Annotated in this window: 26 protein-coding genes; 19 read left to right on the top strand and 7 right to left on the bottom strand. The window is 71.4% G+C overall.

Going from position 1 to position 20,780, the window contains the following annotated elements; translation table 11 throughout:
• Positions 1-20: 20 nt before the first annotated feature.
• Together ACODT5_RS17270 and ACODT5_RS17265 are read left to right on the top strand one after the other, a co-directional pair.
• A complete protein-coding gene (locus ACODT5_RS17270) occupies positions 21-1,319 on the top strand; it encodes a PucR-like N-terminal domain-containing protein (protein ID WP_422520186.1) in 1,299 nt (432 codons plus the stop codon).
• 269 nt (positions 1,320-1,588) lie between these two features.
• The gene (locus ACODT5_RS17265) at positions 1,589-1,801 is read left to right on the top strand and encodes a hypothetical protein (protein ID WP_422520185.1); all 213 of its coding nucleotides are present in this window, start codon (positions 1,589-1,591) and stop codon (positions 1,799-1,801) included.
• A gap of 46 nt (positions 1,802-1,847) precedes the next feature.
• On the opposite strand, the gene ACODT5_RS17260 is transcribed toward ACODT5_RS17265, so the two are convergent.
• Entirely contained in the window at positions 1,848-2,159 is a 312-nt protein-coding gene (locus ACODT5_RS17260) for a PP2C family protein-serine/threonine phosphatase (protein ID WP_422520184.1), read from the bottom strand.
• A gap of 728 nt (positions 2,160-2,887) precedes the next feature.
• Positions 2,888-3,019: a hypothetical protein gene (locus tag ACODT5_RS17255; RefSeq protein WP_422520183.1), complete on the bottom strand. Its 132-nt coding sequence runs from the start codon at positions 3,017-3,019 to the stop codon at positions 2,888-2,890.
• 161 nt (positions 3,020-3,180) lie between these two features.
• Between ACODT5_RS17255 and ACODT5_RS17250 the strand changes: the two genes are divergently transcribed.
• From ACODT5_RS17250 to ACODT5_RS17210, 9 genes are all read left to right on the top strand, one after another.
• Positions 3,181-3,756, top strand: coding sequence for a DUF5994 family protein (locus ACODT5_RS17250; protein WP_422520182.1), 576 nt, complete (start codon positions 3,181-3,183; stop codon positions 3,754-3,756).
• Between the two features lie 5 nt (positions 3,757-3,761).
• Complete coding sequence (locus ACODT5_RS17245) at positions 3,762-3,950, top strand: hypothetical protein (protein WP_422520181.1); 189 nt, start codon at positions 3,762-3,764, stop codon at positions 3,948-3,950.
• The gene (locus ACODT5_RS17240; RefSeq protein WP_422520180.1) at positions 3,947-4,111 is read left to right on the top strand and encodes a hypothetical protein; all 165 of its coding nucleotides are present in this window, start codon (positions 3,947-3,949) and stop codon (positions 4,109-4,111) included. Before ACODT5_RS17245 ends, ACODT5_RS17240 begins: the two co-directional genes overlap by 4 nt.
• A 255-nt stretch (positions 4,112-4,366) precedes the next feature.
• The gene (locus ACODT5_RS17235) at positions 4,367-5,032 is read left to right on the top strand and encodes a hypothetical protein (protein ID WP_422520179.1); all 666 of its coding nucleotides are present in this window, start codon (positions 4,367-4,369) and stop codon (positions 5,030-5,032) included.
• Between the two features lie 9 nt (positions 5,033-5,041).
• Entirely contained in the window at positions 5,042-5,215 is a 174-nt protein-coding gene (locus ACODT5_RS17230) for a hypothetical protein (protein WP_422520178.1), read from the top strand.
• On the top strand, positions 5,205-5,375 hold the full coding sequence (locus tag ACODT5_RS17225; protein WP_422520177.1) for a hypothetical protein: 171 nt from the start codon (positions 5,205-5,207) through the stop codon (positions 5,373-5,375). The genes ACODT5_RS17230 and ACODT5_RS17225 overlap by 11 nt, the downstream gene beginning before the upstream one ends.
• A 307-nt stretch (positions 5,376-5,682) precedes the next feature.
• The gene (locus tag ACODT5_RS17220) at positions 5,683-6,063 is read left to right on the top strand and encodes a RuBisCO large subunit C-terminal-like domain-containing protein (RefSeq protein WP_422524946.1); all 381 of its coding nucleotides are present in this window, start codon (positions 5,683-5,685) and stop codon (positions 6,061-6,063) included.
• Positions 6,064-6,345: 282 nt separating this feature from the next.
• The gene (locus tag ACODT5_RS17215) at positions 6,346-7,056 is read left to right on the top strand and encodes a DUF4232 domain-containing protein (protein ID WP_422520176.1); all 711 of its coding nucleotides are present in this window, start codon (positions 6,346-6,348) and stop codon (positions 7,054-7,056) included.
• A gap of 94 nt (positions 7,057-7,150) precedes the next feature.
• Positions 7,151-8,734, top strand: a complete 1,584-nt coding sequence (locus tag ACODT5_RS17210; RefSeq protein ID WP_422520175.1) for a serine/threonine-protein kinase — start codon at positions 7,151-7,153, stop codon at positions 8,732-8,734.
• Here ACODT5_RS17210 and ACODT5_RS17205 read toward each other — a convergent pair.
• Entirely contained in the window at positions 8,731-9,150 is a 420-nt protein-coding gene (locus ACODT5_RS17205) for a ribosomal maturation YjgA family protein (protein WP_422520174.1), read from the bottom strand. The two genes, ACODT5_RS17210 and ACODT5_RS17205, sit on opposite strands and share 4 nt — an antisense overlap.
• Positions 9,151-9,339: 189 nt before the next feature.
• Here ACODT5_RS17205 and ACODT5_RS17200 point away from each other — a divergent pair, with 189 nt between their 5' ends.
• The gene (locus ACODT5_RS17200; RefSeq protein WP_422520173.1) at positions 9,340-9,996 is read left to right on the top strand and encodes a lysophospholipid acyltransferase family protein; all 657 of its coding nucleotides are present in this window, start codon (positions 9,340-9,342) and stop codon (positions 9,994-9,996) included.
• Between the two features lie 31 nt (positions 9,997-10,027).
• Here the strand turns inward: ACODT5_RS17200 and ACODT5_RS17195 are convergent, their stop codons facing one another.
• A complete protein-coding gene (locus ACODT5_RS17195) occupies positions 10,028-10,843 on the bottom strand; it encodes an NAD(P)-dependent oxidoreductase (RefSeq protein WP_422520172.1) in 816 nt (271 codons plus the stop codon).
• A gap of 58 nt (positions 10,844-10,901) precedes the next feature.
• Here ACODT5_RS17195 and ACODT5_RS17190 point away from each other — a divergent pair, with 58 nt between their 5' ends.
• The 4 genes from ACODT5_RS17190 to ACODT5_RS17175 all read left to right on the top strand — a co-directional run bounded on the left by ACODT5_RS17190 (position 10,902) and on the right by ACODT5_RS17175 (position 15,571).
• On the top strand, positions 10,902-11,801 hold the full coding sequence (locus tag ACODT5_RS17190) for a LysR family transcriptional regulator (RefSeq protein WP_422520171.1): 900 nt from the start codon (positions 10,902-10,904) through the stop codon (positions 11,799-11,801).
• Positions 11,802-11,913: 112 nt separating this feature from the next.
• Positions 11,914-13,299: a M1 family metallopeptidase gene (locus tag ACODT5_RS17185; RefSeq protein ID WP_422520170.1), complete on the top strand. Its 1,386-nt coding sequence runs from the start codon at positions 11,914-11,916 to the stop codon at positions 13,297-13,299.
• Between the two features lie 58 nt (positions 13,300-13,357).
• Positions 13,358-13,903, top strand: a complete 546-nt coding sequence (locus ACODT5_RS17180) for a 2'-5' RNA ligase family protein (protein ID WP_422520169.1) — start codon at positions 13,358-13,360, stop codon at positions 13,901-13,903.
• Between the two features lie 99 nt (positions 13,904-14,002).
• A complete protein-coding gene (locus ACODT5_RS17175; RefSeq protein WP_422520168.1) occupies positions 14,003-15,571 on the top strand; it encodes a multicopper oxidase family protein in 1,569 nt (522 codons plus the stop codon).
• 3 nt (positions 15,572-15,574) lie between these two features.
• Here ACODT5_RS17175 and ACODT5_RS17170 read toward each other — a convergent pair whose 3' ends face one another.
• On the bottom strand, positions 15,575-15,976 hold the full coding sequence (locus tag ACODT5_RS17170; RefSeq protein WP_422520167.1) for a hypothetical protein: 402 nt from the start codon (positions 15,974-15,976) through the stop codon (positions 15,575-15,577).
• Positions 15,977-16,351: 375 nt separating this feature from the next.
• Between ACODT5_RS17170 and ACODT5_RS17165 the strand changes: the two genes are divergently transcribed.
• Together ACODT5_RS17165 and ACODT5_RS17160 are read left to right on the top strand one after the other, a co-directional pair.
• Entirely contained in the window at positions 16,352-16,921 is a 570-nt protein-coding gene (locus tag ACODT5_RS17165; protein ID WP_422520166.1) for a hypothetical protein, read from the top strand.
• Positions 16,922-17,074: 153 nt separating this feature from the next.
• On the top strand, positions 17,075-17,467 hold the full coding sequence (locus ACODT5_RS17160) for a YciI family protein (RefSeq protein WP_422520165.1): 393 nt from the start codon (positions 17,075-17,077) through the stop codon (positions 17,465-17,467).
• A gap of 268 nt (positions 17,468-17,735) precedes the next feature.
• On the opposite strand, the gene ACODT5_RS17155 is transcribed toward ACODT5_RS17160, so the two are convergent.
• Positions 17,736-18,776 carry a vWA domain-containing protein gene (locus tag ACODT5_RS17155; RefSeq protein ID WP_422520164.1) on the bottom strand — a complete coding sequence of 347 codons (1,041 nt, stop codon included), beginning with the start codon at positions 18,774-18,776 and terminating at the stop codon, positions 17,736-17,738.
• A gap of 258 nt (positions 18,777-19,034) precedes the next feature.
• Here ACODT5_RS17155 and ACODT5_RS17150 point away from each other — a divergent pair, with 258 nt between their 5' ends.
• On the top strand, positions 19,035-19,280 hold the full coding sequence (locus ACODT5_RS17150; RefSeq protein WP_422520163.1) for a hypothetical protein: 246 nt from the start codon (positions 19,035-19,037) through the stop codon (positions 19,278-19,280).
• A gap of 72 nt (positions 19,281-19,352) precedes the next feature.
• On the opposite strand, the gene ACODT5_RS17145 is transcribed toward ACODT5_RS17150, so the two are convergent.
• A complete protein-coding gene (locus ACODT5_RS17145) occupies positions 19,353-20,732 on the bottom strand; it encodes an MFS transporter (RefSeq protein ID WP_422520162.1) in 1,380 nt (459 codons plus the stop codon).
• Positions 20,733-20,780 lie beyond the last annotated feature (48 nt).

The raw sequence follows: 20,780 nt of genomic DNA, 5'->3' as shown, positions 1-20,780 counted from the left end.
CACTCAGGGAGGCTTCCCGCATGAGCGTACGAACCGATCCCGCTCCGGCCGCCGCACTGCGGGCGGCCTCCGTTTGGAGCACTGTCAGCGCCGCCGACACCGAGCGGTTCATCTGCCTCGCCTCCGCCGAGATTCCCACGCTCTCGCTCGAGGTGATGCAGCAGATCCACGCCCAGTTCCCGCAGGTCGTGGAGATCTTCGACGACCACGGCGTCTCGGGGGTCCTCACCCGGATCAGGCTGGCCCTCGGCCCCTTCGTCGAGAGTGTCCGGGCGGCCGGCGGCCCGACGATCGAGGGGGACGGCGCCGTACGCTTTCGCGAGGTCGCCGCCTCCCTCAACCGGTGCGAGACCCTGCCCGGGCCGGCGCTCGACTTCATGCGCGCGGTCTACCGCTTCGGGGCACGGGTGTCCTGGCGCCGGCTCACCGAGATCGCGGACGGAGTGGGGATCCCGCCCGCCGCGATGTACGAGCTGGCCGAGGCCGGCTTCGACTACATCGAAGCCCTCGTCGGTGAGGCGACCCGGGACCAGCTCGGCAACGAGTCCCTGGCCGCCGGCGAACGGCTCCGCCGCCAGTGCCGCATGGTCGGGCTGCTGCTGGCGGAGCAGCCCGCCAACCTTGAGGCGATGGCCCAGTACGCCGCCAACATCGGCTGGCGGCTCCCGGAAACGGTCGCGATCGCAGTTCTCAGCCGCAACGGGAACGTGCTCCTGCCGCCGGCCCTCGGCACCGGCATCCTGCTCGACTGGGAGAGCGAGCAGCCTCGGCTGGTCGTCCCGGGCTCCGTCCAGGCCGGCCGGGCCGACGCGCTGCGCCAGGCGCTCCCGGGGTGGAGCGGCGCGCTGGGGCCGACCGTACCGCTGGCCCAGGCGGCTCGCTCGTTGCACTGGGCGCAGACGGCGGTCGGGCTCATCACGGCCGGGGCCCTGCCCTCCCGTGGTGTGCTCGACTGCAGCGAGCACACCACGGCACTGCTCCTGCTGCCCCCCGCCGAACTCATCGACGACCTGGCCGCCGGCTGCCTCGCACCACTGGCTTCCTGCAGGCCGGGCCAGGCGGACCGGCTCGCGGAAACGCTGCTGGCCTGGCTCCAGACCCGGGGCGGCGCGGCGGAGGTGGCGGCGCGGATCGGCGTCCACCCCCAGACGGTCCGCTACCGGATGCGCCAGCTCAGGGAACTGTGGGGCGACGCCCTGGACGACCACGACCAGCGCTTCGCCCTGGAGCTGGTGCTCCGCGCCCGGAAACTGCAGTCGCCGCTCGCGCCGGTCGCGCCGTTGCGCGATCTGATGACGGGATCGTCCCCGGCGGCGTAGTGCGGGGACGGCCCCTCTTCCGCTGCCTTTCGACCTTCTGGAGGGCTGCCGCAACGGCAGCCCTCCATGATTCGCCGGTCGCGGCCTTCACCTACGGATGAGCCGTCCTCGGCACGGAAGGGATAGCCCACCTTCCGACGCCGTCACATCGAGGACGGGCCGTCACCCGTAAGCCACACCAAGTAGGCGAGATGATGCAGATTGTCACTCTGCGTGTCAGTGTAATCCGCGAGGAATCCCAATCCCACGGATCTAGAGGAGTCTCCGTCATGGGCGATTCACAGGACAGGCACCAGGAGCCGGGCAAGGGCCACGAGGCGCAGGAGCATCACCGCTCCGGGGACCCCGCACGTCCCCAGCCGGGCAAGGCTTCCCGCGAGCAGGGACAGAAGCAAGGCCGGAAGCAGGACCGCAAGGAGACTTCGCGCCGCGGCGAGGACGACCTGTTGCGCGAAGAAGACCTGCACGACGAGACGTTCTGACCAGAGCAGCATTCGCCCACACGCCCAAGGCCCGGCCGCGGGGGTGTCAGGGCTGGACCCGGGCGACGAGCAGGGCGACGTCGTCGTGGTCGCCGGCGCGGCGCAGAGCTTGGAGGAGCATGTCGCAGGTTGCCTCCAGGGATCGCTGCGGCTTTGCGAGGAGGGCGAGGAGGGCGAGGAGAGCGCTCAGTCGTTCGTCGATGGCCTGGTCGCGGGTTTCGACCAGGCCATCGGTGTAGAGGATCAGTTGGTCGCCGGGGTGCAGATCGAACGTGGTGGTGTGGAAGGGGACGCTACCGACGCCGAGGGGGACCGCGGTGGGCAGTTCCAGAAGTTCGGGCGGCCGTCCGCGAGGCATCAACACGGGGTTATGTGAGCCGCGTTGGAGATGAGGAAGCGGGCGCGGCGGGGGTCGCAGACGGCGTAGACGCAGGTCGTGATGGTCTGCCCCATGGGGTCGGTCAGGCGGTCGAGGTGACGCAGTACCCGGCGGGGTGATAGCAGTAGGCGATCTCCAGGCCGGGCGGGTCCGGTGGCTGCTGAGGGAGGGGCTGCGCTGGAGGGCGAGGGCGGTGTTGCGTGCCTGTGCTGGTACCGGCGGGCGTTGTCGATGCAGACGGCGGCGCGGGCGGCCGGTGTTCACGCACTCGGTGACCAGCCGGACGGCGTCGTAGCGTGCCACCTCGCCCGGCTGATCGCCCGCACGAACTGCTTCTGTGGGGTACGCGGCAGCCACGGCCAGGGCCCTGAGTACCGCTGACCCTTCGTGTACGGCAACGGTTGAGAAGGATGCTGTCGAGCACGTCTACCGCGGCCGCGTCGGCCAGTTCCGGCACTGAGACTTCGGCGAGTGCGCGGGCGGTCTGGTCGAGGTCGAACGTGGTCCCGATGCGCAGGGAGGCATCGGCTACGAGCGCGAGGCGCTGCCGGGCCCGGGCATCCTCGGCCGTGACGCGATGCCGCTCACCGACGTCCACGACGGACGTCGCGCCGCCGAGCACCTTCCCATTGGAGGCCTCCAGCCGGAAAAAGGACACCGACCACACGTGCTCACGGTCTGGGTCGGCCAGGGTGCGCCCCGTGGACTCACGGTAGAGAATCGGGATTCTGCATGACGCGGGCGAACAGCTCGACGGTGTCGTCGCCGCCCGGGCCGGAGCCGAGGTGGACGACCTGGTCGTCGATGACCGGGCGAGCGGGCGGGAGGCCAGGGGCCACTTCGCCGGAAAATGCCTGGTCACACCGGTCAGAGTCCACCGAACGGGCGTACAGTGAGGGCGCTGGGAGTATTTCGCGCACCTGCTTTCACGCGGGTGTCATTCCTGGCGATCGCCTAAAATCCGGGCCACCGACGGGCAGCCCGGGGGCAGGTCCGCATCATGATCACCACCCTCGACCGGACCGTGCCCCGCGATCTCGCCGCAGAGCTTCCGGCCCGTCTGTCCCTCACCCCGAGGACCATGCTCGCCGGCCGGCTGGACGGAGCCTGGTGGCCCCGCTCCCGCGACCTCGCAGCCGAACTGCCACTGCTCGCCGCCGCCCTGGACGAGCCCTGGGGGCGCATCACCCGCGTCACCGTGAACCCCAGCCGCTGGCTCGCCGTACCGCACACGGTGCCCGCGGACGGGCGCACGCTGCACGTGGGCTGGTTCACCGGACAGGACCCCGACAAACTGATCCTGCTCTCCTACACCGTCGGCCGCTGGGACCTCCTCGTCATCCCGCCCGAGACCGAGCCCGCCGCCGCGGCCCGGCTGATGGCCGCCGCCGCGATCCCCGGCAGCGACCTCACCGCGAGCGTCCTGATGGCCAACGAAGCCGCCATCGGGCGCGGCATCCGCGACGCCCAGCGCCAGGAAGCCGGCTGGGAGAGCGAAGGCGGAGCCTGCATGTCGCCCTTCGGGAACTCCATGGACCGACGCACCCTGCCACTGCCCGGGAACGGCTGGAGGTGAGCTCCGTGGAGACCCTCGTCCTCATCGCCGTGACCATCCTCGCGGCCGGCATCGGAATGCGCCTGATCCACCTGCTCAACGCCCAGCACGACGCCCGCATCGAGGCCTACCGCTTCAGCGACCCCCTGCCGAGGCCCCCCGGCCTGCCGGACGGCTCCAGTCGTCGAGCCCACCACACGGATGCCGACCGGTGAGGAACAGGTCTTCCTCCGACCGGGGGCAGCGGTCGGGCGACTACGCGGCTGCCTTGCGCTACCTCACGCCCACCCAGGAATCCCACGTCACCGACACCACGGGCCCCGTCACCGGACGCAACCCCCTCGCCCCCGGTACCGGACGTCACCGCAAGCCCTGACTGTGCGCTCCAGCGTCCGTTATTTTCCACGTAATTCGGAGCACGGCCCCGGACCGGTGACGTCCTCGCGAACCTGCCGGTGGACGCGCCGGAACGGGCAACTCCACCGGATTATCCGGAACTTCGCACAGCGCTCTAAAACATCTGAAGCACTGGCAAATGGGCGGGGCCCGGCTAGTGTCGCGGTACGGACCAGGTGGTCATTCGCTTCTCCCCCGTGGGGAGACTGACCACGGTCCGACGAGGAGAAAATCCTTGAAAACCGCATCTACAATCCGCGCGATAGCAACCGTGGCCGCCTTCGCCGGCCTCGCCACCCTCGGCAGCGCGACCACCGCACAGGCCGCAGAAACCCCCGCTGGCGCACGCTCCGCCTCCGGGGCGTCGGTGTCCGCCGGCTCGTTGATTGCGCACTTCGGCTACGACGGGCAGAAGAGCTTCCAGAGCCCTGTTCTGGACGCCTCCGACCCGAAGGCGAAAGACCCGGCGAACTGGCTTCCCAAGTCCGTGATCGACAGCGCGAAAGCCGCCCAGGCCGGCAAGCTCAGCGGGGTCGGCGTAAACAGCGCCACCGCCGGACTGCTCTGCACCATTTTCGTGGACCGGACGAAGCCGCTCTCCCTCGACAGCCTCCAGGCCGTCACGAACCAGGACTGCACCGGTAGCTTCCGCAGCCAGTGGACACAGGCACAGTTCGCCAACGACAAGGGCGGCTGGCACCGGGTGACCGGGTCCATCGTCGGCCCGCGCACCACCGGCTCCAACAACGACACCGTGTTCTGGATGAACTGCCGTCTCAACCCCGTGGACGGCCGCCGGAACTACCGTCTCGAAGCACGCGGGTACGCCATCGCCTCCAACGGTGTGCAGGTCTCGGGTGCCCTCCAGTACGGTCGGGCCGACGCCTGGGTCTGCCTCTAAGGAGCCGCAGTGAGCAGCAGCACGTTCGGGTACATCCCCCCGGAGGACGGCCGTGAGGCCGTGTTCATCAACGCCCGCGAGGTGTCCGAGGTGGAGGAGCCGGCCGACGAGCCCGAAGACGGGTGGCCCCGCACGGGGGCCTTCCCCCTCAACCCGCCGGAAGGGGTGGACTATGCGGTCTGAACCCGTGATCACGCCGGCCACGGTCATCCACCAGCCGCTGCACCGCAGGGCCGGGCACCGCCTGGTCCGCCTCCCCGGCATCCACCACCTGCTCCTCTTCGCAGAAGCGTCCGTACCCGGTACACGCGGGCGCCTCGGCCGGATCACCGGCAGGCCCTGACCCCGCAGCACGAAGCCCCCACCGGCAGCGAGATCCCGGCGGGGGCTTCGTCATGTCTACGTCTTGGAGCGGCGGCGGAAGCCCGTCGGTGCCGGGTCCGTGGGATCGGTCGGCGGCTCGGGGTCATCCGCAGATTCGACGGAGTAACCGGGCTCGCCGACGTCTGCAGAATCGTCATCAAATTCGCGGAGAAATGCGAGTACACCATCGTCTCGGGGGTGAGCTGACGGAACGAACGCACCTTCAGGTTGCACAGCTCGCCCGGCTTCGAGAAGGGATCCGTCGTGACCTTCACCGGCACCTGTGAATCCACGGTGGCCGGCTGCGGCGCGGTGCCCACGAGACGGTCACCCGCCATCAGGCCAGGCGTCGCGCCCATGCCCGGCCTCGGGTTGCTGCCCCCGTCATCTCCGGTGGAATGAACGCCCTGCGCCTCCCTGGCTTCTCCGACAACCTGGGCCACTCCAACGTCATCCAGACCTCGGGCGGCGGTGCCTTCGGCCACCGCGACGGAGGCACGGCGGGGGCGAAGTCCCTCCGCCAGGCGCAGGACGCCTGGCAGCAGGGCATCGGCCTGGTGGAGTACGCCCGGGACCACCCGGAACCGAAGGGCGGCTTCGCCTCCTTCACCGACGACGCGGACAAGCTGTACCCGGGCTGGCGCGACCTCCTCAAGGGCGGCGAGTAGCCCCTCGCCCGACGGGGGCGGCGGTCCTGTCGCCGCCGCCCCGCCCTGCCCACTGCTCCCCGCTCCACGGCCGTCCGGCCTCCTGACGGAACCATTCCTTCCTTGTCCCCAGTCCGTAACAGGGGTATGAGACGCCGAGGACAAGGGCAACCCGTTAGTGCAGGCCGGGCGGCCAATACGTCGACACCCGGACCGCGGCGCAGCGGCCGATCGGCTCGCGCCGTCTGCGCCATCATCGAGAGTCGACAGTGGCCGCACAGGGCCTACAACGGGGGAAACACCATGAACACTTCTGCCCGCACCAGCCGCAGGAACTGGAAGGCCTACGTCATCGGGGCGGCGACCGCCGCCGCGCTGCTCGCGTCCACGGCGTGTTCGCCGAACGAGGGCGAAGGCCCGGACAACGACACGCCCTCGGGCTCGCCCACCGCACCGAGCTCACAGGCTCCCTCGCCGAGCGCGAGCGCCTCCCGGGAAACGCCGAAGCCCGGCGACACGCCCTCGGCGAAGCCGACCCCCGCACCGACGAAGAGCGGCGGCGACGGCGCCCTCGCCCCCTGCACCGAGGGCAACGTCTCGATCACCGCATCGAGCGCGGACGACCCGGGCGAGCCCGTCGTCCACGTCCTCTTCACCATCGAGAACACCGGCGGCAAGACCTGCGCCGTCTACCACTACCCCCACGTCCAGCTCGGGAACGCCCGGGGGCTGGTCCCCGACATCAAGCTCGTCCCCGCGCCCAAGGACCCGTTCGCCACCCTCGCGCCCGGCAAGGTGGCGTACGCCGCGATGGTTCTCAGCGGCCCCATGGACGAGGCGCCGACGAAGAGCATCACCGTCCAGCTCCAGGACCGTACGTCCGGCAGCAAGATCGGCAAGCCGATCAAGGTCGCCATGCCCGGCGTGGACACGCTGTACTTCAACGACTTCGTCCGCGTCACCCACTGGACGACCGACAAGGCCCTCGCCCTGCGCTTCATCATGGTGTCCTGACGAACCGCCCCCGGAGCGGTCCTCTAGGGTGACTCCACCGGCTGTCCGTGCGCCCCGTGCGTACGGACAACAGCCGTCCTGACAGGGGGAGTCGGTGGAATCATTGCGGCCCGGCGATCCGCCGGAGATCGGCGGGTACCGCCTGCTGGCACGGCTCGGCGAGGGCGGCATGGGCGAGGTCTTCCTGGCCTGCACGGCCTCCGGGCGGCCGCTGGCCCTGAAGACCGTCCACCGGGAACTGAGCCGGGATCCCGACTTCGCCGACCGCTTCGCGCGGGAGATACGCGCCAACGACCGCGTACGTTCCCCGTGGACGGTCTCGGTCGTGGACTTCAGTGCTCCGGGGGCGTCCCCGCAATGGCTCGCCACGGAGTACGTCGCCGCGCCCTCCCTGGGGGAGTGGGTGCACCAGCACGGACCGCTGCCCGAACCGGCCCTGTGGAGCCTGGCGCGGGAACTCCTCGCCGCGCTCGTGGCCGTACGGGCAGCCGGCATGGTCCACCGTGACATCAAGCCCGGGAACGTGCTGCTCGGCCGGGAGCGGTCCTTCCTCATCGACTTCGGCATCGCGCGTGCCGTGCACGACCCGCGCCACACCCGGACGGGATCGGTCATCGGCACGCCCGGCTTCCTCGCACCGGAACAGGCGACCGGAGCCGTGGCCGAAGCCCCGGCGGACGTGTTCTCCCTCGCCGCGGTCCTGGTCCACGCGGCCACCGGCCGCAGCCCCTTCCTGGCCGAGGGCGAGCAGCCGGCGCTCCCCGCCCTGCTCTACCGGATCGTGCACGAGGAGCCCGCACTCGACGGAGTTCCCGAGGGACTCCGTTCCCTGCTGGGGGCGTGCCTGACCAAGGAGCCGCAGCAGCGCCCGACCGCCGACGAGGTACTGGCCGGGGTCGGCGCGGCCGGGGAGGGATGGAGCGGGGCCCTGCCCCCTGCGCTGGCGGCGGAGGTGGGCCACCGGGAGGCCGAACTGCGCGGCATCCTTGCCGCATCGGAGCCCCTCGCCGTACCCGTACCCGTACCCGTGCCTGTACCCAGGCCTCCTGTGGCACCTCCCGCGGCGTTCGCGGCGACACCGCCGCTGCCCGCTGTCCCTTCCGCCGGGCCTCGACGCGTGCCCTGGGTCGTGGGGGCGGCCGCCGGCGCCGCCCTCGTCGTCGCGGCCACCCTCGTGATCAAGATGCCGTGGGGCGGGAGCGGGAGCGGGGACAGGGACGGGAACCGGGGAGGGAACGGATCGGGGACCCCGTCCGCCTCGGTGTCCGCCTCGGTGTCCGCGATGCCGAGTTCGTGGATCGGCACGTGGACCGGCACCGGCCCCGGGACCCCCGACGCGGACGGAATCTCGCGGGCCAGGACGGGCGAGTTCGCCGTCACCGTCACGCTGAACGCGGGATCCGTCGGAGACCTCGTGGGCCGTCAGGTCAGCGACGTGAAGGAGGCCGTCACCGGACGGAACCTGGGGTGCACGGAGGCCCTGGAACTGCGGCAGACGAGCGGGCACAGGTCGGTCTTCGCGGCAGTGACCAGCCATCCGACCGACCCGGCGGCCACCTTCGACTGCCCCCGGGGCAACCTCTACGTGCTGACCCTGGCGGAACCCGACCGGCTGAAGCTGGAGGTCGAAGGGGCCCAGTCGGCGGGCGCCCCCGAGGCACTGACCCGCAGCGGCTAGCGCGACAGGCGCACCGCAGCGGTGTGGGCGAGCCAGCCGAAGGCCGCGCCGACCGCGTACCAGAACAGGTCGGGCGCGTTGAAGGTGGACCCGAGGACGAGTCGGGCGACCGTGCTGTGCCGGGAAAGCTCCTCCGGTACCCCGGTGAGCTGGAGGAACTCCACCGCCCAGCTCACCGCGAGAGCGCCCGCGGCAGCCCGCAGGGCCGTCACCCGTGGCAGGACCAGCACGATGAGGGCGAAGATCAGTACGGTGTACAGCGCGTCCCCGCCGTACTTGGCCGGGTTCCCCGTCGCCCCGGCCCGTAGCCCCAGCCCCGCGCCGACGGTCACCACGACCGCGGCGGCCGCCGCCAGCCGGGTCCGGGCCCGGCAGGGTCCGGCACGGTCACGACTCGCAGGCACGTAGGTGGTCACGGGGACCACCCTGCCAGACGGCCGCCGCCCGTCGTCTCCGGCTCCCGCTCCGGCTCCTTTCGGGGAGCGGAGGGGCATGTACGTGGGCCTCGTACCCAGGCGTGGTTGAGTAGGGCGACTCATGCCGGACCGGGCGACGGCCGACACGCTGGGGGCAAGAAGACCGCACACCCCCGGAGGTTCGATTCCATGATCAGCCGCGTCGCCGCCGCCATGGCCCCGGTGTTCGGGCGGATGACCGTCTCCGAGGACGCCTCGGGCCCCGTCGTCGGCGGGACCATCCTGGCCGCCAACCACACCAGCCTGGCCGATCCCGTCATCGTGGTCGCCGCCCTGCGCCGGCTCGGCGTCGACCCGGTGGTCATGGCCACGGCCGGACTGTGGCGGGTCCCGGTGCTCGGCGGCGCGCTCGCCCGCGAAGGGCACATCCCGGTCCACCGGGGCACGGCCCGCGCGGCGGGTTCCCTCGCCGACGCCGCCGAGGCGCTGGCGGCGGGGCGGTGCGTGCTGATGTACGGGGAAGGCGGGATTCCGTCCCGCCGCGACTCCGGGGAAGCCGAGCCCCTGCCCTTCCGCAGCGGCCTCGCCCGCCTCGCCCGGGCCACGGGCGCACCCGTCCGGCCCGTCGGCCAGGCCGGCGCCCGCCGCGTCAGCTCCGGGACGACGGCCAAACAGCTCGCCGGAGTCCTCACGGCCCCGGTCCGCCGGCCGCGCGTACACGTCCACGTGGGCGCGCCCCTGTTCCTGCCGGACGGCCTCCCCGAGGCGACGGCCGCGGCGCACGGGGCGGTCATCTCGGCCTGGCGGACCGCCGTGTTCGGGCTCGCCGGAGCCGGCGCGCCGTAAGCCGCCCAGGAGCCCCGCCCGGAGGGGGCCGTCAGCGGACCGGGCGCAGGGCCGCCAGGTCGTGGGCGGCGAGTTCGGGGCGGGCGGTCAGGGCGGTGTGCACCGCGTCCAGGACCGGCAGTTCGGCGTGGCCGCGGGCCAGCGCCACGTCCTTGGCCGCCAGCGCCACGGGGAAGTGACAGCCCTCTGCATAGGCCCGGGCCACCGCACCGGCCAGCGGCCCGCGGGCCAGTTCCGAGCGCAGCAGCTCCTCCGGCAGGCCCAACGAGGCGCCGAGCGACAGGGCTTCGGAGACCAGCGCCACCCCGCCGATGGCCGCGTTGATCAGGACCAGCTTGAGCGCTGCGCCGGAGCCCGCCGGACCGCACTCGGTCACCTCGCCGAGGATGTCCAGGACCCGGCGGACCGGGCCGGGCAGCGGGCCGCCGGCCAGCACCCACAACTCACCGGAGGCGGCCCGGTCCACGCTGCCCATGACCGGGGCGTCGGTCAGCAGCACCCCGGAAGGCAGCCGCCCCGCCACGTCCCGCACGGCCTGCGGGCCGACGGTGGAGGTGTCGATCCAGTGGGTACCGGGCCGCAGGGCGGGCAGCAGCTCCTCGGCGACGGCGTGCAGGGCCGCCGGGTCGGCGAGCATGGTGATCACGAGGTCCGCCTCCCGGACCGCCTCGGCGGGGGTGGCGGCCGGGACCGCGCCGGCCTCGGCGAGCGTACGGATCTTGCCGGGGGAGCGGTTCCAGACGGTCAACCGGTGGCCGGCGGCGAGCAGTCGGCGGGCCATCGGGGTGCCCATGCTGCCCAGGCCGAGGAACGCGATGTGCGGCGCGTCGTCCGCGGTGGTCTTCATGGCCCCGACGCTAGGTCCGCCCCACCCATGCGACAAGCGAATGAATAGCATGGCTCCCATGCCGATCCCGCATGACCTCTACGAGGTCTTCCGCAGCGTGGCCCGCCACGGCTCCTTCACTGCCGCCGCCCAAGTCCTGGGCTACACCCAGTCCGCGGTGTCCCGGCAGGTGCAGACATTGGAGGAGGAGTGGGGCACCGCGCTGTTCGACCGGCTGCCGCGCGGAGTGCGGCTCACCGAGGCCGGCCGGGCCCTGCTGCCGCACGCCGAGGCGGTCGATGCGCGGCTGCGCGCCGCCCGCGCCGAACTCGACGCACTGCGTGCCCTGGACGGGGGCCGCCTGCGGATCGGCGCGTTCTCCACCGCCGACGCCGCTCTGCTGCCCCGCACCCTGGCGGCGTTCCGGGCCCGGCACCCCGCCGTGCGCGTGACCCGTACCGAGGGCGGATCCGCCCGCCAGCTCGCCCTGCTGGCCGCCGGGGAGCTGGACCTCGGCGTGGTCGGGACGGCCTGCGGGCAGCCGCTGGAGGGCTGCGAGCTGCACCACCTGCTGGACGAGCGGATGTACGTGGCCGTGCCCCGCGGCCACGCGCTGGCCGGACGGCGTTCGGCCCGGCTGGCCGAGTTCGCCGGGGAGGAGTGGATCGCCGCGAGCAGCCGCCCCGAGGAAACCCTGATGGCCGGCGCTCTGGCCCACGGCTTCCAGCCCCGGATGGGCTTCCTGGCCGCGGACTGGATCGCCAAGCAGGGCTTCGTGGCGGCCGGTTTGGGGGTCACCCTGGTCCCCGAGCTGGCGGCCTCCTCGGCCCGCGCCGACATCGTCCTGGTCCCGCTGCGGGCGGAGGACTCCCCGCGCCGCGAGGTCTACGCGGCGACTCCGCGCGGCTCGGCCCCCTCACCCGCGACGACCGCCTTCCTGGCGCTCCTGCGCGCGGTGGCCGCCGAGTTGACCGCCTAGACGGTCTCCTTCGGACCGTGCCGGCCCGTACGAACCCCTCAGGGCGGGGGAGTCGTGGCGAGTGCGCTGGAACTCGCCCGTCCGGGCGTACGGACGCTCTAGCGTGCCGGCCATGATCTCGCTCAGGTTTCGGCGGGCCCTGCTGCTCGCCCTCGTTTCCGTCCTGCTCTGCGTTCCCCAGACGGCCACGGCTCAGAGCCCTCCGGACCCCGCGTCCCCCGCGCCGACACCCGACCGCCCCTCCTACGAGGTGTCCTTGCGCAGCGACGCCGACGGCTCGCGCTGGACCGGCCGCCAGACGGTGTCCTTCCGCAACTCCGCCCGAACCCCACTGCGTTCGGTCGACATCAGACTGTGGGGCAACGGTGCCGACGGCTGCGGAACCCCGGAGGTCACGCCCCCGGTCCGGGTGGGCCGGGTCACCGGAGGCGCCCCGAGACCGCTCACCGTCGACTGCACCGCCCTCCAGATCGATCTGCCCGCGCCGCTCCCGTACGGGGCGCGCACGAGAGTCTCCTTCGACCTGGACATCACCGTCCCGGACCGCGTCCACCGCTTCGGCAAGGACGGCGCGCACCGCTACCTCGGCAACGCACTGCCCCTGCTGTCCGTGCGCGATGCCCAGGGCCGTCACCTCGACCCCGATGTCGGCTTCGGCGAGAGCTTCTACACCCTGACCGGCGACTTCCGCGTGGTCCTCGACCACCCCGGCGCGCTCGTCGTCCCCGCGACGGGCACCACCACCCGCCGCGCGGGCGCACCCGGCCGCACGGTGACCACCAGCGTCGCGCACGGGGTACGGGACTTCGCGTGGGCGGCGGGCCCCTTCCTGTCGAAGACGGTGACCACGCCGGGCGGAGTCCGGCTGAACGCGTACTGGACCGCCGCCACCTCCCCCGAGGGCGTCGCCGCCGACCTGAAGGACGCGGTCGGCTCGGTCGACCGGTTCGGAGAGCGCTTCGGGGGCTACCCGTACGGCGAGCTCGACCTCGTCATGAGCGACAACCTCGACGAGTTCGGCAACATGGAGTTCCCCGGCCTCGTCCTGCTCTGGACCGAACCGGAGGGGTCGGCCGTCGTCCACGAGATCGCCCACCAGTGGTTCTACGGCATCGTCGGCAACGACCAGTTCACGTCCCCCTGGCTGGACGAATCCTTCGCCCAGTACGCGAACCAGTCGTACTACGGCGGCGACACCACCACCTGCTGGGAGGACCAACCCGCCTGGCCCAGTGACGCGGCCGCCCTCACCCACTCCATGGCCTACTACGCGGAAGGCCGCCGCTCGGAGTTCGTGCGAGTCGTCTACATGCGCGGCTCCTGCGCCCTGCACGACCTGGAACGCGTCCTGGGCGCCCCGGCGATGAAGGCCATGCTCCGCGGCTACGTCCGAGACCACTGGCTGGGCGTCTCCACCACCACGCAGTTCAAGCGCGCGGCCCAGGCGGCGACGTCCCAGGACCTCACCCCGTTCTGGACGGAACACCGGATCCACTGACCACGTCCGACGCGAATCCCGGGCGCGAACGGATCTTCCGGTGGCAGCATGCCGTGTCATGGCAGATGACAGCGGCAGTACGTTCCACGCGGGCCAGACGGGTCTCGTCGTCAGTATCCCGGAGGCGGAGCCGGCCGTCCGGGGGTGGCGCGAACGGCTCGACCCTTCGGCCCGGGCCGGGGTTCCCGCACACGTCACCGTGCTCTTCCCGTTCCTCGAGGAGAGCCGACTGGATCCGTTCGTCCATGCCGCCCTCGAGGACGTGCTGGGCTCCCACCCGGCGTTCGACCTGCGGTTCGAGAAGAGCGGACGGCTTCCCGACGTCCTGTACCTCGTTCCGGAACCCGCCACACCGCTGATCCGGCTCACGGAGGCGATCGCCGACCGCTGGCCCGAGGCTCCGCCGTACGGCGGCCGGTTCGCCGAGATCGTGCCGCACCTGACCATCGCCCAAGGCCAGGACGAGGAAGTCCTGGAGGAGATCGAGGCCGGCCTCGCCGGCAGGCTCCCCTTCACCTCCCGCGTCTCGTCGGTCGAGCTCATGGTCCACGACGGCACGAACTGGCAGGCACGGGCGTCGTTCGCCCTCGGAGACCGGCCCTGACCCCGACACCGCCCCTGAACCCCCTCGGGGGCGGTGTCGGGGTCCGCCCCGGGTCGGTCCCCGATGTCCGGCGCGAGCGCCCTCCGTAGCGTCGTTGCCATGTGGAGAAACGGGAAGAACGGGACCGGCGGCAAGCGCCGGATGTCGCCCTGGAAGCGGGCGCTGCTCATCCTCGGGTCGCTGGTCGCGACCTTCGTGCTCGTCATAGGTGTGCTCTTCACCTGGCTCTATGCCGGAGCCAAGGTGTCCACCGTCGGCGCGGTGGAGTTCCGCAACGCCCTCGCGGTGCCGCCCCTCGCCGCCTCCACCGTGGAAGCCGACGGAACACGCGTCTTCGACCTGCGGATGCAGGCGGGGGAGACCGAGTTCACCTCCGGGACCAAGACCCCCACCTGGGGTTTCAACGGGAGCCACCTCGGCCCGACCCTCCGCGCGGAGAGGGGCGAGAAGGTCCGGGTGAGGGTGGCCAACGCCCTGCCGGAGGCCTCCACCGTCCACTGGCACGGCATGCACCTGCCCGCCGCGATGGACGGCGGCCCGCACCAGATGGTCCCGGCGGGCGGCAGTTGGGCCCCCGAGTGGACGGTCGAGCAGCCGGCCTCGACCCTCTGGTACCACCCGCACCCCCACGGCGCGACCGAATCGCACGTCCAGCGCGGCCTCGCGGGCCTGTTCCTCCTGGACGACGCACCGTCGGCGGCCCTGCCCCTGCCCAAGACGTACGGGGTCGACGACATCCCGGTCATCGTCCAGGACGTGTCCTTCGACGGCGCGAAGTTCGACCACGGACACGAACTGATGCGCAACGTCGGCTTCCTCGGAGACCGGACCATGGTCAACGGCACGCTGGACCCGTACGTCACCGTCCACGACGAACTGGTCCGGCTGCGCCTGCTGAACGCCTCCACCGCCCGCGTCTACACCTTCGGCTTCGACGACGGCCGCACGTTCCGGCAGATCGCCTCGGACGGCGGCCTCCTCGAAGCCCCGCACACGACCGACCGCCTGCGCCTGTCGCCGGGCGAGCGCGCGGAGGTCGTCGTACGCATACGGCCGGGCGAGCGGACGGTCCTGCGCTCGTACCCCCTGGACGCGGGCCTGGACTTCTGGAACCAGCGCTTCGGTGGCGGCGACGACTCCTTCGACGTGATGCAGCTGCGCGCGGCGCCCACCCTGCGGCCGTCGGCCGAGCTGCCGGAGGTACTGGCGGCCTCGGCGCTCCCCACGGGCGAGGACTCGGTGCGCAGCCGCTTCTTCGAGCTCAAGATGTCCGGCATCAACGGCCGGAAGATGGACATGTCCCGGGTGGACGAGACGGTCACCCGCGGCACGGCCGAGACCTGGACCCTCCGCAACAACGACGGGATGCCGCACAACTTCCACGTCCACGACGTCCAGTTCCGCGTACTCGACATCAACGGCTCAGCCCCGCCACCGCCATTGCGCGGCCCGAAGGACACCGTCTTCATCCCGTCCGGTGCGACGGTCCGCATAGCCCTGCGCTTCGACGGCCCCGCGGACCCGGACACCCCGTACATGTACCACTGCCACCTCCTCTACCACGAGGACGAGGGCATGATGGGCCAGTTCACCGTGCGGGACCCGGGCGGGCCGACGGCAGCCCCCGAACTCCCTCCCACCTCCGGCGCACACCAGCACCAGCACTGACCCCTAGGGACGGGCATCCCATCGGTGGAGCAGGGCCCCGTCCGGGCCGAACACGTCCATGCGGTAGCCCTTGGCCGTGGAGAGCTGCTCGAACTCCCTGAGGTACGAGACGACGGAATCCCGCTGCATCTCGAAGAGCGAGTTCCCCGAATCGCTCTGCGTGGTCCGAAGGATCAGCAGCGGAGCCCCCTCGGCCCCCGCCTCCTGCTGGATGGCGTACACGCTCTCGTGCCCGCCCTCGCGCTGATACCGCTCGGCCAGCGCGAGGGCGGCCGCCGGTGCGGCCGTACTCGTAGCGGTCGGCCCGGCCGAGGAAACAGCGCCCTCGTGTTCCGTGCAGGCCGTCAGGAGAAGTGCGCAGCCGGCAATGAGGGAGGCCGTTCGTACCCGCGCCCGTATCCGCATGTCACTCCTCACATCACACACCAAAAAGCCATGTCGGCTTCATTCTCACCCGTCAGCGGAGCACGGCGGCCCGCAGCCCGGTGAAGTCGGTGTGCACCGGGTCCAGGGAGAGGAGGGAGGAGAGGCCCAGGGTGCGCTGGCCGGGCCTGTGTTCGTCGAGGACGGAGGTCGGGAGGACGTAGAAGGTCCACCGGGCACCCGAATGCCCACCGAGTCCCAGTCCACGGGGGGCAGTGTCTGTCGGTTGGTGGGGGGTTCGTCGGGAGGTACTCCTGGGTGTGACGGAAGGCCGAGCGGGCGGCTGTCGTCTGACAAGCCGTCTACTGTGCGGACCAAGGCCGAGCTGTCCGTCGTGGCGACCTGAGGAGGAATCCTGTGGCATCGCAGTACGATCCCGAGCACGCTCCCGCGGGTGATGTGGGCGCAGCACTGTTGATGATCGACTCTCGACTCAAGGGCATTCACGACGGCAAGACCGGGACGGATCCCGAACAGCAGGCGCTGATCGAGCAGTACGCCTCGTCGCTGGGCCCCAGCGAAGCGGACGACCTGCTGGACGGGGCGTGCACGCTCATCTACATGTTCATGATGTGGCTGCGCAGGGCCCACGAGGACCACGGCAAGGACGTCATCGAGTACGTCGTCCCGAACCTCGTCGCCACGATGCGCATGATGCCCAGGAGCGTCCGCCCCGAGGCCATCCCCACCATGGCCGGCCTCGTCATCGCCGCGGGCACCGGTCTCAGCCCCAACCTGTGGCGCAAGCAGTACGGGGACTGGACCGAGGCCGAGATGAATCCGCTGGAAGCCACGGCCTTCCTGCTCGCGGAGTACATCAACCGCATGACCGGCGACCCCGACTTCGCCACCCGCATGATCACCGATGTCCTGGCCGGCGCGGAGGAAGCCAAAGAAGCGGAAGAAGCGGAGGGGGACGGAAGCTGACGAGGCGCTGCGTCCCTCGCGAGCACCGCCCTGGGGGCGATCTTCGGGTTTCCGTGATGTGGTGCTGGGAGTACCGATGAGTTTTGCGGCGGTCGGCCGTCTACCTCTGTGTAGGACCGAAACCCCAGCAGTCGCCCCGAAAGGGTGAGGAACATGAAGTACATGATCCAGATGAACGTCCCTGCCGCCGAGTGGGACGCCATCATGTCCTCGTACTCCGAGGACGACATGAAGGCCATGTTCGCCCACATGGGCGCCCTCAACGAGGACATCACCGCCGCCGGCGAATGGGTGGACGGGCAGGGCCTGGGTGGTCCCTCGCTGGTCAAGACGGTACGGGCCGGAAGCGACGGGCGCCCGCAGGTGACCGACGGGCCGGGCCAGGAGGGACACATCCTGGCGGGGTACTGGCTGGTCGACGTCAAGAGCGAGGACCGGGCCCTGGAGATCGCCGCACGGGCGTCGGCCTGCCCCGGCCCGGGAGGAAAGCCGGGCAGCGACCCGGTCGAAGTGCACCCGATCCCCGCAGACCCGACCCAGGCCTGAGCCGGCCCGGCCGAGCTCGTCGACCCGGCGAGCCCGGCCCTACGGCGAGGGCGGCGCCGTCCCCCGCGGAGCCGAGGCCCGGTCCGCGACAGTCGTAGGTGCACACCCGGGTGAATGCGGAGACGCCCGTCAGCACCGCCGGGGCCTTCGCAGCGGGCGGGGTGGCGTCGGTCAGGGACCCTCGCTCCCCTCCACCCCGCCATCCGGGCCCCCGGCACCCGGCCCCGGCACCCGGCTTTCGCTTCGGGCACCGGGGTACCTCCAGGTGTCAGACCATCAGCAGGAGCCGGGTGTTCGGTACGAGCTTCCGGTTGACGCTGGTGCTCTGCACGAAGATCGTGAAGTCCTCGTTGTGGTCGGGCTTGACCCGCGCCTCCACGGCCGGCAGTCCGAGCAGGGCTCGGGCCTCCGGCCCCGTGTACACCCGGTCCGTCTTCTTCTCCAGCACCGCGATCTGCTTCTTCGCCTGGATCTTCTCCGGCTTGCTCAGCTGGTAGAACGCGCCACCGGTGCGGTAGGTGTGCCCGGACTCGACGACCCACTCCCGGATCGCCGCGTCACGGGCCACCGGGAGCAGCTGGTACGCGGAGGGGTCCACCGGAGCGAGACCGGCCGCCTTGATGGAGTCCTTGTTGACCGCGTCCCCGCCGGTGGAGAACACCGCCCGCGATCCCCGGATGCCCTTGGCACGGCCCACCATGAACTTCTCGGTGGCCTCCTTGATGACCTGCCCGGCCTCCTCCAGACCCTGCGTGCTCGTGGCGTCCCAGATGGCGATGTTCTCCTTCGGGAAGCCGCACTGCATGGCCTCGCGCTTGCCCATCTGGTCCGGCACGAGGACGGCCAGAGTCCAGTTGTCCTCCTGCGTCGCGATCATCTCGGCCACGGCCTTCACCAGTTCACGCGGATCCCGGGCGGGCGCGTCCGGGGAGCGGTGGCTCGCGTTCTCCTGCCCGTCGGTCAGCACGAACGTCAGGAAGCTGTGGTCGCCGTACAGTTGGGCCGTCTGGGCCAGCTCGCGCTGCGACTTCAGCGAGGCCGCCAGCAGCGCCGTCATTCCACCGGTCCGGTACAGCTGCTTCAGCGACGGCATCCGCAGCACGTCCTTGTCGTAGACGACGCACTCCACCTTGTCCGCGAAGACGTACACCGTGACACGGGTCTCCTGGTCCAGTTCACCCGACCGGCGGGCCAGGTACGCGATCTGCTGATCGGCGACCTCGACGACCTTGCGGCTCAGGTGCGACATGGACGAGCTGGCGTCCAACACAAGAGCAACGTGGTTGATGTAGTTCTGGTTTCCGGACATGGAAGCTCCCCCTCGTTTCCGACTGGATGCTCCTACCGTCTCATCCACCACTGACAATCGATCTTGGCTCCGAAGGCGGTCCCGAGGTCCCCGCTCGGGCACGAACGCGGCCGCGCGACGGGTCTCGGGGGCTGTCGAAACGTTACGCCCGCGGCGTTCGAGTGAACGGTCGTTCCTGTCGGCTCCGCCGGGCGTTGAATCGGCTGACGCACCCGTCCACGGGAGCGTCCCCAGATCCTTAAGTCCTTAGGGGAACCAATGCGTATTCGCTCTGCCGTCACCGCCTCCGTCCTCGCCGCCGGCATCCTGCTGGGCGGCGCCGGCGCGGCCCTCGCCAACGACGGTGTCGACATCGACTACTTCTCGGGCGGCCACAAGGCCTTCTCGTCCAACTGCTCGACCGCGGCCGCCGTCCCGGCGCCCTTCGGCCCCGCCTACACCTCCTCCTGCGCGAAGGAAGGCGAGGCGGAGTGGCTCAAGGGTGCCCACCTCGGCGCCAAGTAAGAACGTCCGGCCCCGGCCGGCGTGCGGGGGCGACGGACGGCGACGTCCGCCGCCCCCGCGGTGTGAGCGCCCTCAGTCGGATCTGCCCTGCGCCCCGAGCCGACGCCGTACGGCCAGGACGAGCAGCGCCGTGACGAGGACGGCCACACCGCCCAGCCGCAGGATCGCGTCGTAGGCCTCCTCGGGCGACCGCTGCGGCGTCATCGCCGAGATCCCCGCGGCCGCCCCGGCCAGCGCGATCGCACCTCCGGTGACCAGGAACGTCAGCAGCACCCCCGATGCCTCCCCGGCCCTGGCCGGAGGGACGAGCTGTTGGGTCGCCACGCTGGCGTAGGTCCAGCCCAGCCCGAGGCCCAGGCCGCACCACGCGAACACCGGTACGTACAGCCACCAGGCGGTCACCTGGGTCAGCGCGTACATCCCCGTGCCCGCGCCGATCCCGGCGAGCGCCATCACCGTGGTCGGCCGCAGATGCCGGCCCAGCCGCGCCCCCAGCGGCCCGCTGAGCGCCACCAGCAGCGCCGGTGCCAGGAAGACCGTGCCGGCCAGGAGCGGCGAGAGCCCCCGTACGCCCTGGAGGTAGAGGGTGGCGAGGAAGACGGTGACGCCGTACCCCATGTTCGTGAGCGTGCCCATGCCGGTGACCAGGACGTACGGGACGTCGCGGAACAGCCCCAGATCGATCAGCGGGTGCCGGGCCAGCCGCTCCCGCACCAGGAACAGCCCGCCGCTCACCACGGCCACCGCGAAGCCGAACAGGACGCGGGCGCTGCTCCATCCCCAGGCGTCCGCGCGCTCCACGGTCAGCGTGAGGGCGGCCAGCGCGCCGACGACGAGGGCGCAGCCGAGCAGATCGAGCTCGCGCGGCGCCGACGCGTCCCGCGAGTCCGGGACGTACGCGAGAGCGGTGAGCAGCGAGAACAGGCTCAGCGGCGCCATCAGCCAGAAGATCCAGCGCCAGCCCGGCCCCTCGGTGAACCCGCCGCCCACGAAGGGCCCGATCGCGGTCCCGATGTTGGCGACGCCGAACACGGCGCCCAGGGCTTTGGCCCGGGACTCCTCGGGAAAGGTGTTGGTGATCACGGACACGGCCACCGGGAAGACGAACGCCGCGCCCACCCCCTGGGCGATCCGGGCCACGACCAGCGGACCGAGACCGGGAGCCAGCGCGCACCCCACGGTTCCGGCGGTGAACAGGGCGGTTCCGGCGAGCAGCGTGCCCCGCCGGCCGAAGACGTCCCCGACCCGGCCGCCGACGATGAAGAAGCAGCCGATGGCGAGCATGTACGCGGACAGGGTCCACTGCGCGGCCGACACCGTGACGCCGAGCTCCGCGGCGATCCCCGGAATGGCGAGGTTGAGCGCGAAGAAGTCGAGCTGGATGCAGAACAGGGCTACGGCGACCGCGATGAAGGCCCCCTTGCGCGCAGCGGTGGAAGGCTCTGCGCGCATGAGGCGCGTTCCTCTCAGCGGTCAGGCATCAGCGGCCGAGGCCGGCGG

The sequence above is a fragment of the Streptomyces tatrensis genome (genome assembly GCF_049310065.1).
In the GTDB taxonomy this organism is placed as follows: domain Bacteria; phylum Actinomycetota; class Actinomycetes; order Streptomycetales; family Streptomycetaceae; genus Streptomyces.
This window is presented reverse-complemented; position numbering and strand designations above follow the sequence as displayed.

Bases quoted from the DNA above. Each gene is read 5' to 3' on its own strand.
- ACODT5_RS17270 (WP_422520186.1), top strand. From the start codon at position 21: ATGAGCGTACGAACCGATCCCGCTCCGGCCGCCGCACTGCGGGCGGCC.
- ACODT5_RS17265 (WP_422520185.1), top strand. From the start codon at position 1,589: ATGGGCGATTCACAGGACAGGCACCAGGAGCCGGGCAAGGGCCACGAG.
- ACODT5_RS17260 (WP_422520184.1), bottom strand. From the start codon at position 2,159: ATGCCTCGCGGACGGCCGCCCGAACTTCTGGAACTGCCCACCGCGGTC.
- ACODT5_RS17250 (WP_422520182.1), top strand. From the start codon at position 3,181: ATGATCACCACCCTCGACCGGACCGTGCCCCGCGATCTCGCCGCAGAG.
- ACODT5_RS17225 (WP_422520177.1), top strand. From the start codon at position 5,205: ATGCGGTCTGAACCCGTGATCACGCCGGCCACGGTCATCCACCAGCCG.
- ACODT5_RS17215 (WP_422520176.1), top strand. From the start codon at position 6,346: ATGAACACTTCTGCCCGCACCAGCCGCAGGAACTGGAAGGCCTACGTC.
- ACODT5_RS17200 (WP_422520173.1), top strand. From the start codon at position 9,340: ATGATCAGCCGCGTCGCCGCCGCCATGGCCCCGGTGTTCGGGCGGATG.
- ACODT5_RS17195 (WP_422520172.1), bottom strand. From the start codon at position 10,843: ATGAAGACCACCGCGGACGACGCGCCGCACATCGCGTTCCTCGGCCTG.
- ACODT5_RS17190 (WP_422520171.1), top strand. From the start codon at position 10,902: ATGCCGATCCCGCATGACCTCTACGAGGTCTTCCGCAGCGTGGCCCGC.
- ACODT5_RS17185 (WP_422520170.1), top strand. From the start codon at position 11,914: ATGATCTCGCTCAGGTTTCGGCGGGCCCTGCTGCTCGCCCTCGTTTCC.
- ACODT5_RS17180 (WP_422520169.1), top strand. From the start codon at position 13,358: ATGGCAGATGACAGCGGCAGTACGTTCCACGCGGGCCAGACGGGTCTC.
- ACODT5_RS17175 (WP_422520168.1), top strand. From the start codon at position 14,003: ATGTGGAGAAACGGGAAGAACGGGACCGGCGGCAAGCGCCGGATGTCG.
- ACODT5_RS17170 (WP_422520167.1), bottom strand. From the start codon at position 15,976: ATGCGGATACGGGCGCGGGTACGAACGGCCTCCCTCATTGCCGGCTGC.
- ACODT5_RS17160 (WP_422520165.1), top strand. From the start codon at position 17,075: ATGAAGTACATGATCCAGATGAACGTCCCTGCCGCCGAGTGGGACGCC.
- ACODT5_RS17155 (WP_422520164.1), bottom strand. From the start codon at position 18,776: ATGTCCGGAAACCAGAACTACATCAACCACGTTGCTCTTGTGTTGGAC.
- ACODT5_RS17150 (WP_422520163.1), top strand. From the start codon at position 19,035: ATGCGTATTCGCTCTGCCGTCACCGCCTCCGTCCTCGCCGCCGGCATC.
- ACODT5_RS17145 (WP_422520162.1), bottom strand. From the start codon at position 20,732: ATGCGCGCAGAGCCTTCCACCGCTGCGCGCAAGGGGGCCTTCATCGCG.